General features: G+C 58.5%; 13 protein-coding genes. 5 read left to right on the top strand and 8 right to left on the bottom strand.

Translation table 11 applies throughout. The features are described from left to right. Nucleotides 1-32: 32 nt before the first annotated feature. The 8 genes from YH63_RS03095 to YH63_RS03060 all read right to left on the bottom strand — a co-directional run bounded on the left by YH63_RS03095 (nucleotide 33) and on the right by YH63_RS03060 (nucleotide 8,418). Nucleotides 33-818 (bottom strand): SDR family NAD(P)-dependent oxidoreductase, encoded by a 786-nt coding sequence (locus YH63_RS03095; protein WP_046828865.1) that lies wholly within the window; start codon nucleotides 816-818, stop codon nucleotides 33-35. Nucleotides 819-899: 81 nt separating this feature from the next. Next, nucleotides 900-1,613, bottom strand: a complete 714-nt coding sequence (locus YH63_RS03090) for an ABC transporter ATP-binding protein (RefSeq protein WP_046828866.1) — start codon at nucleotides 1,611-1,613, stop codon at nucleotides 900-902. Continuing rightward, nucleotides 1,613-2,380 (bottom strand): ABC transporter ATP-binding protein, encoded by a 768-nt coding sequence (locus YH63_RS03085; protein WP_046828867.1) that lies wholly within the window; start codon nucleotides 2,378-2,380, stop codon nucleotides 1,613-1,615. Before YH63_RS03085 ends, YH63_RS03090 begins: the two co-directional genes overlap by 1 nt. Then, complete coding sequence (locus YH63_RS03080; RefSeq protein ID WP_137325101.1) at nucleotides 2,380-3,381, bottom strand: branched-chain amino acid ABC transporter permease; 1,002 nt, start codon at nucleotides 3,379-3,381, stop codon at nucleotides 2,380-2,382. Before YH63_RS03080 ends, YH63_RS03085 begins: the two co-directional genes overlap by 1 nt. After that, on the bottom strand, nucleotides 3,378-4,283 hold the full coding sequence (locus tag YH63_RS03075; protein ID WP_046828868.1) for a branched-chain amino acid ABC transporter permease: 906 nt from the start codon (nucleotides 4,281-4,283) through the stop codon (nucleotides 3,378-3,380). Before YH63_RS03075 ends, YH63_RS03080 begins: the two co-directional genes overlap by 4 nt. Before the next feature lie 109 nt (nucleotides 4,284-4,392). Further along, nucleotides 4,393-5,712 (bottom strand): ABC transporter substrate-binding protein, encoded by a 1,320-nt coding sequence (locus YH63_RS03070; protein WP_246658005.1) that lies wholly within the window; start codon nucleotides 5,710-5,712, stop codon nucleotides 4,393-4,395. Continuing rightward, nucleotides 5,709-6,689, bottom strand: a complete 981-nt coding sequence (locus tag YH63_RS03065) for an alpha/beta hydrolase (protein WP_046828870.1) — start codon at nucleotides 6,687-6,689, stop codon at nucleotides 5,709-5,711. Before YH63_RS03065 ends, YH63_RS03070 begins: the two co-directional genes overlap by 4 nt. Before the next feature lie 91 nt (nucleotides 6,690-6,780). Next, the gene (locus YH63_RS03060) at nucleotides 6,781-8,418 is read right to left on the bottom strand and encodes a flavin-containing monooxygenase (RefSeq protein WP_046828871.1); all 1,638 of its coding nucleotides are present in this window, start codon (nucleotides 8,416-8,418) and stop codon (nucleotides 6,781-6,783) included. 193 nt (nucleotides 8,419-8,611) lie between these two features. On the opposite strand from YH63_RS03060, the gene YH63_RS03055 reads away from it, so the two are divergent. The 5 genes from YH63_RS03055 to YH63_RS03035 all read left to right on the top strand — a co-directional run bounded on the left by YH63_RS03055 (nucleotide 8,612) and on the right by YH63_RS03035 (nucleotide 13,372). Continuing rightward, complete coding sequence (locus YH63_RS03055) at nucleotides 8,612-9,526, top strand: LysR family transcriptional regulator (protein ID WP_046828872.1); 915 nt, start codon at nucleotides 8,612-8,614, stop codon at nucleotides 9,524-9,526. 168 nt (nucleotides 9,527-9,694) lie between these two features. Beyond that, on the top strand, nucleotides 9,695-10,333 hold the full coding sequence (locus YH63_RS03050; RefSeq protein WP_052753867.1) for a TetR/AcrR family transcriptional regulator: 639 nt from the start codon (nucleotides 9,695-9,697) through the stop codon (nucleotides 10,331-10,333). A 1-nt stretch (nucleotide 10,334) separates the two neighbouring features. Next, a complete protein-coding gene (locus YH63_RS03045; protein WP_046828873.1) occupies nucleotides 10,335-11,969 on the top strand; it encodes an AMP-binding protein in 1,635 nt (544 codons plus the stop codon). 18 nt (nucleotides 11,970-11,987) lie between these two features. Continuing rightward, complete coding sequence (locus YH63_RS03040; RefSeq protein ID WP_046829798.1) at nucleotides 11,988-12,614, top strand: 2-hydroxychromene-2-carboxylate isomerase; 627 nt, start codon at nucleotides 11,988-11,990, stop codon at nucleotides 12,612-12,614. Then, complete coding sequence (locus tag YH63_RS03035) at nucleotides 12,611-13,372, top strand: glutathione S-transferase family protein (protein WP_046828874.1); 762 nt, start codon at nucleotides 12,611-12,613, stop codon at nucleotides 13,370-13,372. The genes YH63_RS03040 and YH63_RS03035 overlap by 4 nt, the downstream gene beginning before the upstream one ends. Nucleotides 13,373-13,377: the final 5 nt, after the last annotated feature.

The following is a 13,377-nucleotide window of genomic DNA, read 5'->3' as shown; positions in this document are numbered from 1 at the left end:
CCTCCCTCGACCAGTGCATCTCAGGCGTCCCCTCAGCCTACTGCTTCCCTGAGTCCGCCATAGGTGCTCCACGACGTTCCCGCTAGCCAGCCGCAATCAACCGGGAGGTTTATGCCGGTGATAGCCGACGCCGCGTCGGACGCGAGAAACGCGACCGCCCGCCCAATCTCGTCAGGATCGACCAGCCGCTGCAGCGCCGCGTTGACCGTTAGCGACGACACATCGCGCTCACCGCGATCGATCGCGTTCTTCAGCGCCGGGGTCAGCGTGTAACCTGGCGACACCGCATTGACGCGAATTCCGGATGGCCCCCACTCGGCGGCGAGGCATTCGGTGATCGCAATCACCGCAGCCTTGGCCGGGGCATAGGCATGCAGCGGCATCGAGCGCATACCCGCCACCGATGCAATGTTGACAATGTTGCCCCGCCGCCGTTCGATCATGCGACGCGCAAAAGCCGTGCAGGCAACGTAGGTGCCACGCTGGTCGACGCGCACGACGTCATCCCATACCGACATTTTCATGTCATGCGGTCGCTGCGGCACCTGAATGATTCCGGCACTGTTGACGAGCACATCGACGGCACCGCAATCGTGCTCGATTTGCGCAGCGCAAGCCTCAACCGCGGTCTCGTCGCTGACATCGATATGGCAAGCCTGACCATCAACTTCATTCGCGATGGTTCGCGCCCGTTCCAGATCGCGATCCGCGACAATCACGAGATCACCGGACAATGCGAGCTGCCGCGCGCATGCGGCGCCGATGCCGCTGGCGCCGCCGGTCACCACACTGACGCGGCGCTTGGAATCAGCACTCATAACGGATGCTCCCTGAGTTTCTTATTGAGCGATTGAGGATTGTCATCGCAGATAATGCCCTGCGATGGCTGCAAGCCATGATCAAACCGCAAGATATCGTTGCTTGATGGCTTCGTTATGCCGCAGATCGTCTATCGTCGCGCGATAGACGATCTGCCCCTTGTCGACGATGGCGGCATGGGTGGCGATGCCAAGGCAGAAATGCATGTTCTGCTCGGCCAGAATAATCGTTACGCCCATATTTCGTAACGTTCGGATGAGTTCGCCGATGGCTTGAACGATGATCGGTGCGAGACCTTCGCTCGGCTCGTCGAGCAGGACGATGTCGGGATTGCCCATCAACGTGCGGGCCAGTGTCAGCATCTGCTGCTCACCGCCGGACAATCGGCCGGCCATTCGCGTCTTCATCCCCGCAAGAAGCGGAAAAACGTCATAGATGCGCTTGGTGTTCCAATAATCCTCGCCGCATGGGCCTTTCTTCGCGCCGACAATCAGGTTGTCATCGACGGTGTGCTCGGGAAAGACCTGGCGGTCTTCCGGCACGTAGCCGATACCCGCCTTCGCGATACGGTACGGCGGCTGCCCGGTTACGGCTTTGCCGGCCAGGATCACCTGGCCGCGTTTTGGCGGGGCGATGCCCGCGATCGCTTTGAACGTCGTGGATTTGCCGGCCCCGTTGCGGCCGAGAAGAGCCATGGTCTGGCCCTTCTCCACCTCGAGGTCGATGCCGAACAGGATCTGGCTGGCGCCGTAGAAGACTTCCGCGGCTTCGATCCTCAGGAGTGGCTCAGCCATCACTGTTCTCCCGCGGCTTGAGCGAGATGATGATCTGTTCCGAGATAGGCATCGATAACATCCTGATTGCTGCGGATCTCGGCGGCAGTGCCTTGCGCCAGGATCGCTCCGTACTTGAGGACGTGAATCGTCTGGGCAATCTTGAACACGATATCCATGTCATGCTCGATGAAAAGCACGGTCATCTTCTTGGCTTCCCACAGGTGCTGTACCTTGCCGATCATTCGCCAGCGCTCGTCTGGTCCCATGCCTGCGGTCGGCTCGTCGAGCAAAAGCACTTTCGGATCCATTGCCAAGGCGAGGCCGATATCGAGAAGTTTCTGGTCACCATGGCTGAGATTGCGCGACAGCGTCGCGGCCTTCGATGCCAAACCCAGCAGTTCCAGGATTTCCTCCACCCGCGTCTTTGTTCCCTCCAGAGGGAAGCTGCGAAACAACGCTGCGGAGCGCCTTTGATGCGATGTGACGGCGGCCGTGATCGCATCTGAAACGCTGAGGCTGGGAAACAGCGCAGCAACCTGGAAGGCACGGACCATGCCGAGCCGCACGATCTCAAGGCTGGATTTGCCGACGATATCCTGACCGTCAAAGATCACCTGTCCCGAATCCGCCGGGAAAGCCCCTGATATCAGGTTGAAGAAGGTCGTCTTGCCGGCCCCATTCGGACCGATGATGGCAGTCAGCGAACCATCCGGAAAATCGATGGAGATATCGCGGCTTGCCTGCACGCCGCCAAAGCTTTTTGTGAGGTTCTTTACGCTCAGCATCAGGCGCTTTCCTTGCTTGGGAGCACGCTGGTCTGGGTCGCTGCAGATCTGGTGGTACGTCGCCGCTCAAGCCAGTCGGCGATGTAGTCCGCAATGCCCTGTCGCAGGCCCAACACGATCGCGAGGATGACCACACCGAGAACGAGGCCATGATACTCGGTGTAGACCGTGACGAAATGCTCCAGCAGGCGAAGGAGAACGGCGCCGATCATGGGTCCGATAAAGAGCTGGCTTCCGCCGAGCATGATCATGAAGATGGCTTCGCCCGACGTCGTCCAGAATCCGAATTCCGGATAAGCTCCGGAGACGAAAAGTGCGAGCAGAATGCCGGCGACGCTCGCCATCGCGCCTGCGATGACGAAGATTCCAAGCTTCATTCGTATGATGTCGACGCCGATGAAGTTGGCGCGGGTCGGGTTGTCCCGGATCAATCGCAGCGTGTAGCCGAACGGAGATTGCCAAACCTGCCGCATGATCGCGATGCAGATGATGAAGACAACAACGCAAAAAATATAGAGCGTCATTCCATTGTTCAGATCGATGCCCAGAAAGGTCGGGCGCGGTATCCCGCCGCGAAGGCCCTGATCTCCGCCGGTCAAATTCACCCACGTGAGAATGATCGAGTGAATGAACATCTGAAACGCCAGTGTGATGAAGGAGAAATAGATTTCCTTCAACCGGACGCAGATCGCTCCAATAACCAGAGCAAGGAGAGCTGTGCCAGCAACTGTTGCCATGATCGCGACCGGGATCGACACCTTTCCGGTCTGCATCAGCAGGCCGAACATGTAGGCGCCAGACGCAAAGTAGGCCGCGTGTCCGAATGACACGAGCCCGGTCAGGCCGACCAGCAGGTTGAGAGATGTTGCCAGAAGGCCATAGGCCATCACGTAGATAAGAAAATCTCTTATGGCGGGCTTGGTAAAGATGAAAGGCAAAACAAGTAAGACCAGCAGAAGCGCCAGTCCAGCCGCGAGGTCGCGCAGAAGGCCCGGCCTCATCGTGCCGCCTCCCGGCCGAGCAGGCCGCTTGGCTTGAAGATCAACACGAGCGCCATCATTCCGAACATCAAACCATCCACGAACAGGGGAAACCCGATCGCCCCGAAGGCTCGCGTGAAGCCGATCAGAAGCGCAGCAATCAGCGCGCCTGCTATCGATCCCATGCCGCCGATGATCGTCACGATGAAGCTTTCGATCAGGATTGAGAGGCCCATGCCGGGTGTCAGTGTACGCGTGGGCGCTGCAAGGGCGCCGGCGACGCCCGCCAGTGAACTTCCGACGGCGAAGACCCCGGCGTAGAGCAACGTCGTATTGATGCCGAGTGCTCCGACCATTTGCGGATTGACTGCGAGCGCTCGCACAATTTTTCCGACGCGCGTCTTGTTGATGGCCAGCCATAGGATGGCGCCGATGGAGAGGCTCGCCCCGATCATGAACACGTAGTAGGCGGGTATGAAGCCACCCAGGAATTCAATCGGAGGCAATGCAAACGATTCCGGCATGCCCATCATCTTGTATTCAGGGCCGGCCAGCATTTTCACAAGATCATCAAAGATAAGAATAATCGCATAACAGACGAGCAACTGCATGAGGATGTCGCTGCCGTAGACCTTGCTCATCGCGAAACGTTCGAAGATGACGCCGATGATGCCCACTCCGATCGCGCCAGCCAGGAATGCCAGAGTGAAACTTGATGTCACCTGATAGGTTGCGTACGCGAGATAGGCGCCGACCATATAAAATGCGCCATGCGCGAAATTGATGACGCCGAGCACGCCGAAGATCAACGACAGGCCGGACGCCACCATGAAAAGCAGCATGCCTACGATGAGCGCTGTCGATAGCTGTGTAACGACGCAAGCGCTCGACGAGAAGCAGCCAGCCAAAGCCTCGAGATTCACGATATCCCTCCAGATCTTGTTTTTGCGGTCACTTCCGCAAATCGCTCATGGCCGGGCTCGCGCCCGGCCATAACATGCATCAAGGGCAGATTGCCCTGAACTGGAGAGATCAGGCGTATCCCTTCGCCTTTTTCCACTGCTGCTCGTGCTCGAGGATCTTCGACCATTCCATGTTGACATAATCGATGACCCAGGGATCCTTTGGTATGGTTTTGCCCCAGGCGACCGGATAGTTGATGATCGTGTGATCCTTGGCGCGCATCGTGATCGTGCCATCGACGCCGAGTGGCGTCTTGAGTTGCATGCCCTCGACCTCACCAGCGAGCGCAGCGCCATCGGTCTTGCCGTTGGTCCGGCGCAACGCCTCGATGATGAAGTTGGCGCCGACGAAATTCTGCCAGCTCCAGTTGGTGGGCTCCTGTTTGGCGATTTTTACATAGGCCTCGTAGAATGCCTTGTTCTCCGGATGCGGGGGATATTCCTTGCTGTAACGATAGACAGTGTTAAGGCCTGTCGGCAGCTGTTTGATAGCGGTCAAAAGCGGCGGGTCGCCGAGACCGCCGGAGAAGAAGGCTGTGTTCTGGAACAGCCGGTAAAGGTTCGATTGCTCGATGAATGCCACGAGATCGCCGCCCCAAAGCGCCGAATAGACCGCTTGCGGTTTGGTCTGCAGCAGCTTGGTGATGCTCTCGGTATAGTCTGGTGCAAACAACTTCGGCCAAAGTTGATCCACCACCTCGATTGAAGGTTCGAAGATCTTGGCGTATTCGATGAACTCCCCTGTATTATCCCGCCCGTAAGCGTAGTCGGGCGAGCAGGTAGCCCAGCGCTTCAGGCCTTTCTCCTTGGCAATCTTGGCTGCGTACGAACCGCCTGCGACTGCGTCATGGATGCCCTGACGTGCGCAACGGAACGCGGTCTTGACGAACTGTTTGGGATCGGCCGTGAGAGTCGATGATTCAGAGCAGGTGTGAAGGCACAGGACACCAAGGTCGCGAATAACTTCATGGACGGCGAACGATCCCGAGGATGCCTCGGCGTCGATAATGATCTCGCAGCCGTCATTGTTGATGAGGTCGCGCGTGACTTTCGCGGCTTCGTCCGGGCGTCCCTTTGAATCGCGGTCGACCAATTCCAGCTTTCGGCCATTGATGCCGCCTGCTTCGTTGATCTGGTTGAAGGCAACCTGCACGCCGGCTCGGCTCGATGTACCCAGAAGGGCCACACGTCCGGACAGGATGGTCGGCATACCGACCTTGATCGTTTTGGCTTGTGCGCGGGCTACATGAGGAAAGCCGGTAATCGCCACCCCGGCGCTCGCAATCGTTCCTCCGATGAAAGTACGTCGTCCAATGCCGCCTGTGGTTTTACTCATTGTATCCCTCCCTTTTTGTTTTATTGACCAAGTTAGCTTGGTCTGTCGTTTCACGCTTGGTCAACACCTCGTACGTTCTGATGGGCGACGTTGAACACGTCGCGAAGATGAGCACCGATGAATGCGAGAACTCCCGCGCTTGCTGAAATCACCTTGCTCAAGGTCAGCATGCCATGAGTATGCGCACTCATATGTAGCGTTGTCACCGGCACGCCTTCTTGTTCGAGGCGTCGAGCATAGGCTCGCCCTTCCTCGCGCAACGGATCGTGTCCGCACGTCATGACCAGCGCCGATGGCGCTCCGGCAAGCGAGGAAGACTTGAGGGGCGATGAGCGCCAGTCTTCGCGGCTTGCCGGGTCCGGCGCATAGTGGTCGATGAAATAGCGCATTGTTGCCGGCGTAATCGTCATCCCAGCCGTGGTCGCTTTGTAGCTCTCTCCCTCGACACTGAGATCGACTGCGGGATAGAGCAGGACCTGGTGGAGCACTTGCGGCAGTTGTCCGTCCCGCGCCATCAGAGACAATACGGCGGCGAGGTTGCCGCCGGCGCTGTCGCCGCCAACGGCGATCCGCGAAGGATCGATGCGGAGCGTCTTTGCCTGTTGCGAGATATAGTTGAGTGCGGCCGCGCAGTCCTCGACGGCCGCGGGGAAGCGATGTTCAGGAGCGAGGCGGTAATCGACCGCAACGACGCAGCACTGAGCCTCGTTGGCGAGCCGGCAACAAATTCCATCATGGGAATCGAGATTGCCGAGAACCCAGCCGCCGCCGTGCAGATAGATCAGGCAAGGGAGAATTGCGTCCGGATCCGTGCCTGCGCCGCGATAGAGTCGCAAGGGAAGCGGGCCGCCTGGGCCGTTGATGGTGACGTTTCTAAGTTCGGCGACCTGATCGGGCGGCTCCTGCACCAGCGGCCGGCGAGCCGCATAAGCCTGTCGTGCCTGCTCGGGCGCCATTGCCTCGAAAGGCAGACTGCCGGCCGCGCGACCTGCGGCGATCATGGCAAGGACGTCAGGATGTGGCGCGATCATCGTTTCTCCCACTCAAGCCCTTATGCAGGCTCTATCAATTCTGACATCGCGGCAACACTGCTAACGGAATCCAGACTCCATTGGACCAGCCTCACCGGATGTCGAACCCCTTGTAGCCAGCGCCTGCAACCTCGTTGCAGATGTTCGTGTAGCGCGCGAAACCGCCTGCGTAAGGCATGAACACGCGCGGCTTCCCGGGCACGTTCGCGCCGAGATACCAGGAGCTGCTCGCCATCGGAAGCAGCGTCGCGTTGGCGGCGTCGTTGACATGCTCGACCCATTTCTCCGCGGCGTCCGGCAGTGCCTCGATGCGGGCGAGATCCTTCTCGCGCAGATGCCGGATGCAGTCAGTGATCCAGTCGACGTGTTGCTCAATCGCGACGGGCATGTTGCAGAGTACAGACGGACTGCCCGGGCCGGTGATTGTGAAGAGGTTGGGGAAGCCGGGTGTCTGGAGGCCGAGATAGGTGCGCGGCCCGGAAGCCCAGGCTTTGCTGAGCGGTTGATCGCTCGAGCCTGAGATGTTGAGGGCGAGAAGAGGGCCTGTCAGCGCATCGAACCCTGTCGCGAACACAATGATGTCGAGTTCGTATTCGCCTGCGCTGGTCTTGATGCCGTTCTTTGTGATTTCGACGATAGGCTCCGTCTTGAGATCGACCAGCAAGACGTTGTCTCTATTGAACGTCTCGAAATACTCCGTGTCGATCGGCGGGCGCTTCGTCGCGAATCCGTGGTCGCGCGGCGTCAGGCGCTCCGCCACGTCGGGATCTGTCACGACCTCGCGGATCTTCTCGCGGATGAAATCGGAAGCAGTTTCGTTTGCTGCCGCATTCGTCAGGACGTCGCTGAATGCGGCACGAAAACGAAGCCCGCCTGTTTGCCAGGCCTTCTCGTAAGCTACGTTTCGTTCGGCATCCGAAACCGACATGGCGGACTGCTGCGAGATGTCGAACGGATGGCCATTTGTTCCAGAGCGGGCCTTTTGCCAGATCTCGGGATAATTCGCTTTAACCGAACGCTGGTCCTCAGCGGAGAGCGGGCCATTGCGGGCCGGAACGCTATAGTTCGCGGTGCGCTGAAAAATCGTCAGATGCTGTGCTGCAGCAGCGATGACAGGTGCAGCCTGGATGCCAGTCGATCCGGTGCCGATCTGGCCGACGCGCTTTCCAGTGAAGTCGACACCTTCGTGCGGCCATGCGCCGGTATGATACCACTGGCCTCCGAACGTCTCTAAGCCTTTAAGTTTGGGCACGTTCGCAGTCGAGAGGCACCCGACGGCTGTAATGAGGAAGGGAGCCATAAAGGTCTCGCCACCTTCTGTCTCCACGATCCAGCGGCTCGTCGCATCGTCAAAACGCGCATGCGTCACCTTGGTATCGAGTTGGACATCGCGTTTCAGGTCGAGCTTGTCGGCAACGAAGTTCAGGTACTTGCGGATTTCCCAGTGCTCGGGATAGCGCTCAGTCCATTCCCATTCCTGTTCGATCTCTTTCGAAAAGGAGTAGCAATAGTAATAGCTCTCGCTGTCACAGCGTGCGCCCGGATAACGGTTCCAATACCACGTTCCGCCGATGCCGCCGCCTTGCTCCAGCAAGCGGACGTTCAGGCCGAGTTCGTCGCGCAACTTGTGCAGTTGATAGAGCCCCGAGAAGCCCGCGCCGATGATGATGGCATCATACGATCTTTCCGACCGATGGATGGTAGTGGGAATCGTCGATTCGACCGGCAATATCTGCTCCTCCCTCAGGGGCGCGCAAAACCGATGCGACGTCCCATGACCATGCGTTTCTTGTTTTATTGCCAGAACAGGTCCCGTGACCATTCAACCCGTTCTCGCGCGGTACGTCCACGCTAGCGTCTTGCGTGGGTGCATTCCATTTCCTAAAATTCACAACCGATGTGAATTATGGTCATGTTTGAAAATGAACCGTTTCGCTGAAATGACTGCATTCGTGAGATCCGTCGAAGACGGGAGTTTCACGGCGGCGGCTCGCAACCTGGCGCTGACGCCGTCGGCGGTCAGCAAATTGATCGCGCGCATCGAGGATCGGTTGGGTGTTCTTCTCTTTCGACGCACCCACCGGGAGAATGTGCTCACGCCCGAAGGCGAAGCGTTCTACCGCGCTGCAATAGACGCAATCGAGGCCGTGGAAGCGGCGGATGCGGCGGCGTTCGCCAACAAAGCCATACAAGATACTTTGCGTGTGAGGTGTATTCCCATCTTCGCGACCGCTGCTTTGGCGCCGCAGATGCCAGCATTTTGTCGCCTCCACCCGGCGCTTCAGGTCGAAATCCAGCTCCGGATCGATCCCGGTAATCTTCTCGACGACGGGATGGACGTTGCAATCCATGTCGGACATCTGAAGGATTCGTCATACGTCGCACGACGCTTTTCGAGCACGCGATGGGTGATCTGTGCATCGCCGGCTTACATCGCCGAGCATGGCAAGCCTACACATCCGAATGATCTTGTGCACCGCAACTGCATCAATTTTCTACCCAGCATCAGCGCCAGCACCTGGTTCGTCAAAGACGGCGTCCGCTCATCGAGACAGTTGCCGGTGCAGGGTAACATTGTGACCAACCAGGCATCGATGGTGCGGGAATTGGCTCGGGCAGGGGTTGGTATTGTTCGGCTCACGGAGATGCAGATCGCCGACGATCTGAGGAGCGGTCAACTGATCGAGTTTTTTCCGCGCCATCAATGTCCGGACGAAGATCCAATCTATGCGGTGTATCAAAGCCGGCGGCACCTCAGTTCTCGTGTGCGCGCGTTTCTTGATTTCCTCGACAGCACTTTCTCCAATCCGCCTCCGTGGAAGCGCAGACAGCGCTGAACAGGCCCGCTTCGAGCTGTCAGCGGCGGCGTGAAAGTCATGTTTCAGCAAAGATCGCCGGTTCCCCAGTTGACGGAGCATTCGTGGGCGAATATTAACTAAGCACTCGTTTAATTATATGAGGCTGCGATGCCGACGGCCATTCCGAAGCTAGGACGACCTAAGCACGTGAAGGACACGGACCTCCGATGTCTCGCGGCTGCCGAAGAACTGTTTGCCGTCCGTGGCTTTGAAGGCACGAGTTTGCGTGAGGTATCCGCTGCGGTGGGAATTACCAGCGCGGCACTCATTCATCATTTTGGAACGAAAGAACGACTTTACGGGCTGGTGCTCGAGCGCCTCGCCAAAAGCCTCGATAGTTACATTATGGAGATTTCCGAGCCCGCCTCGATCGAGACGGTGGTTCGGATGTTTGAGCGTTTTCTCGACTGGAGTTTCGATCAGCAGCATCTCGCGCAGTTGCTTTTGCGCGAACTGATGGAAAACCGGACCCGCGTTTCACGCGCGCGGCGGATGCATCTGTTGTCGCTGATCGCGAGCTATGTTGGGCAGATCCGCAGTGGCCAGAAGTCCGGTGCGCTCCGGCAGTTCGATGCGGAATTATTCGTCTACTACACACTCGGCGCCATCACGCATTTTAGCGCCGCGGCTCCGACCATCGACCGGATGCTGCGGGTCGATCTGGGAGACGCCATTTCGAGATTCCGCCTGACACTGCGCGACAACGTCGCGGCGATGCTGACGGCCAATCCGAACGTCCGGTCCTCGTCCAAGGGCAAGACGTCTGCGCGACGGCCGCGGGGCTGACATGGAGGGTAGCAACAACTCATCGAGAGGTGTTGGACCGGCAGGCGTTCTGCCGCGGGAAACCTGCGTTCTGCGCTACGCTCTCGACCGTCACGCTTCGGAGTGCGGCGACGCGGTGTATGCTGTATTTCAAGACGGAACGGAATGGACTTTTCGGGAGCTTCGGCGGCGGGTACGAACCTGCGCGGCTGGATTCCACGCCGCAGGCGTGAAGCAGGGCGACCGCGTCATTATCATGATGCCGAACGGACCGCTTGGCGTGCTGGCGCTGTTTGCAGCGAGCTATCTCGGCGCGGTGTTTGTTCCCATCAATCCTGCATTGAAGGGCAATCTTCTCGAACATGTCTTCGCCGATTCCGCTGCGACATTTGCGGTTGTGCATGAGGATCTGCTCGGTCAGGTCGCAGCTCTGAATGCTCCCGCGTTGAACACGATCTTCTCGTCCGGCAGCGTGCCGGACGATTTCGCTTGCTCAGGCCGGACGGTGCTGCCGATAAGCCATCTCGATGGCAATCCGGATACCCTGCCGGAGCCGGGCGATCCGATCGAGCCATGGCATACTCAATCGATCATCTACACGTCTGGAACAACCGGCCGGTCAAAGGGTGTGCTGTCCTCGTACATGCACAGCTATTCGGCGATGAGTCCCGAGACATGGACCTGTACGCGGGCTGGTGATCGCCATCTGCTGCATATGCCGATCTTTCATATCGGCGGTGCCTTCGTCGCCAGCACCTGTCTTTGCACCGGGAGTTCGATCGCGGTCGTGCCGGCGTTCAAGACCGGTACGTTCTGGCAAACCGTTCGCGACATGAAGGTGAACGTGGTTTTCCTGCTGGGGGCGATGGCGACTTTTCTTCTCAAGTCACCGCCTCAGCGCGACGACAAGGACCATCCTTTGCGCATGGTCTTTATCGTTCCGCTTGGCCAAAGCGGACCGGATTTCCAGAAGAGATTTGGCGTTGAAGTTTTCACGTTGTTCAACATGACGGAGATCAGCACGCCGCTTCTGTCGGGTGCAAATCCCGTCAAGCCGAGCACCTGCGGCCGTCCACGGCCTGGCGTGGAAGTCCGGCTCGTGGATGAAAACGACTGCGAGGTGCCGAGAGGCACGGTGGGTCAGCTTGTTGTCAGGACCGAGCAGCCGTGGGCGATGAATCACGGGTACAACGGCAATCCACAGGCTACCGCCGATGCCTGGCGCAACGGATGGTTTCACACCGGTGATGCCTTCATCTGCGACGGCGATGGCGATTTCTTCTTTGTCGATCGCCTCAAGGACACGATCCGCCGTCGCGGAGAAAACATCTCGTCGTATGAAATCGAAGTCGAGTTGCTGGCGCATCCCGATATCCGTGAAGCCGCGGCCGTCCCCGTTCCGAGCGAATTCACCGAAGATGAAGTGCTGGTGGTCGTCGCGCCGGTTGCCGGCCGTTTAATCGAGCCGCCGGCAATCGTTGAGTTTCTCCACGCGCGGCTGCCGCATCACATGATTCCTCGTTACGTGCGGATCGTGGAGGAACTTCCGAAAACGCCGACCGAGAAGGTCCAGAAGCACGTCCTGCGCGAACAAGGCACCACGGCCGATACGTGGGATCGCGAAGCGACGGCGCCAGCAAGAATCAAATCTCTCTAGTTGAAGGTGAATGAAACGATGAAAACGCGTGTGCGTGTCTATACCGATTACAAAAGTCCATATGCCTATGTTGCAAACAAGCCTCTGTTTGATCTTGAGAAATCGCACGACGTCGAACTCGAGTGGCTGCCATACACGTTGCGCATCGCTGAGTACCTGGGGTCGGTCGATGACCGGTCGCCGCATTACTGGCGCAAGGTCAGGTATGCGTATATGGATGCGCGGCGCTTTGCCAACGAGCAAGGCCTGGTTCTGAAGGGGCCGAAGCGGATTTACGACGCGACCTATGCGAGCGCCGGCATGCTGTTCGCGCAGCGGAACGGATTCTTTCGCGCCTACCACGACACGGTGTTCGAGATGTTCTGGACGCACCAGCTCGATCTCGATGTTCTCGATCAGATGAAGGTCGTCATCGAGAAGCTCGGCGGCTCCGCCGATGCCTTTGAAGCCTATGCGAACGGCCCGGCGCAAAAAGAAGTCGATGCAATCACGACGGAAGCGGAGAGCCTTGGGGTGTTCGGCGTACCGAGCATGTTGCTGGACGGTGAATTGTTCTGGGGCGGCGACCGTGTCGATATGCTGACGCGAAGGCTCGAACAGCGCGCCAGGGGCATTTCCCCTCCGAGCATGGCGGTGTCGCGTTGAACGATTCGAAGGCTGCACTCACGATCTACAGTGTTGCGGCGTGTCCATATGCGCAGCGCACCCGCATTCTGCTCCACCTGAAGGGATTGCAGGCGGATCTGGTCGAACTCGATCTCTCCAAACCGAGGCCTTCGTGGTTCCTGGACATCAACCCGGCAGGGAAGGTGCCTGCGCTGGTCCATGACGGGCGGGCATTGAACGAATCCAGCGTGATCAGTGAGTACCTGGAAGATGTCTTTCCGGATCGGGCCGTTTTTCCTTCCGATCCATACTTGAAGGCGCAGTCGCGCATTCTGATCGATTTCTGCAACACGCAGTTCACGACCAATCTCTACCGCGTGCTGATGGAGCAGGACCCGGTCAGACGCGAGCGTATTGAAGCGGCCGCCAGGAAGGACTGGGAATGGCTCGAGAGATTTCTCACGCGCGTCAGTCCCGATGCAGACTTCGCATTCGCGGAGTTTGGAATGGCAGACTTAACCTATGCACCGTTCTTTCAACGCTACGAGCTGAATGAGTATTTCTGGGGTTTCAGAACTCCGGATGGCTTGAAGCGTGTCGAGCGCTGGCGCCGTGCGTTGGCTGACCATCCATCCGTCGAAGCCACAAGTTTGCCGATGGAAGATTACGCCAAGCTCTATGCAGACTACTCGCTTGGCTTTTCTAACGGAGCGATTCCGCCGGGCCACGAAAGAAGCGCGCTCGACCCGACGATACCGCTGAACCAGCGGCCGATGCCGCCGCGCCGCGTCGCATAAATCGA

Origin of the sequence: Afipia massiliensis, from assembly GCF_001006325.2 — a bacterium.
GTDB classification, from domain to species: Bacteria; Pseudomonadota; Alphaproteobacteria; order Rhizobiales; family Xanthobacteraceae; genus Afipia; species Afipia massiliensis_A.
The sequence above is the reverse complement of the archived record's forward strand: the minus strand, read 5'-3'. Positions and strand labels throughout refer to the sequence as shown.

What these genes read in the sequence shown, in the direction of transcription:
- YH63_RS03055 (WP_046828872.1), top strand. Translation starts at nt 8,612, where the DNA reads ATGAACCGTTTCGCTGAAATGACTGCATTCGTGAGATCCGTCGAAGAC.
- YH63_RS03040 (WP_046829798.1), top strand. Translation starts at nt 11,988, where the DNA reads ATGAAAACGCGTGTGCGTGTCTATACCGATTACAAAAGTCCATATGCC.
- YH63_RS03045 (WP_046828873.1), top strand. Translation starts at nt 10,335, where the DNA reads ATGGAGGGTAGCAACAACTCATCGAGAGGTGTTGGACCGGCAGGCGTT.
- YH63_RS03090 (WP_046828866.1), bottom strand. Translation starts at nt 1,613, where the DNA reads ATGGCTGAGCCACTCCTGAGGATCGAAGCCGCGGAAGTCTTCTACGGC.
- YH63_RS03065 (WP_046828870.1), bottom strand. Translation starts at nt 6,689, where the DNA reads ATGATCGCGCCACATCCTGACGTCCTTGCCATGATCGCCGCAGGTCGC.
- YH63_RS03080 (WP_137325101.1), bottom strand. Translation starts at nt 3,381, where the DNA reads ATGAGGCCGGGCCTTCTGCGCGACCTCGCGGCTGGACTGGCGCTTCTG.
- YH63_RS03095 (WP_046828865.1), bottom strand. Translation starts at nt 818, where the DNA reads ATGAGTGCTGATTCCAAGCGCCGCGTCAGTGTGGTGACCGGCGGCGCC.
- YH63_RS03085 (WP_046828867.1), bottom strand. Translation starts at nt 2,380, where the DNA reads ATGCTGAGCGTAAAGAACCTCACAAAAAGCTTTGGCGGCGTGCAGGCA.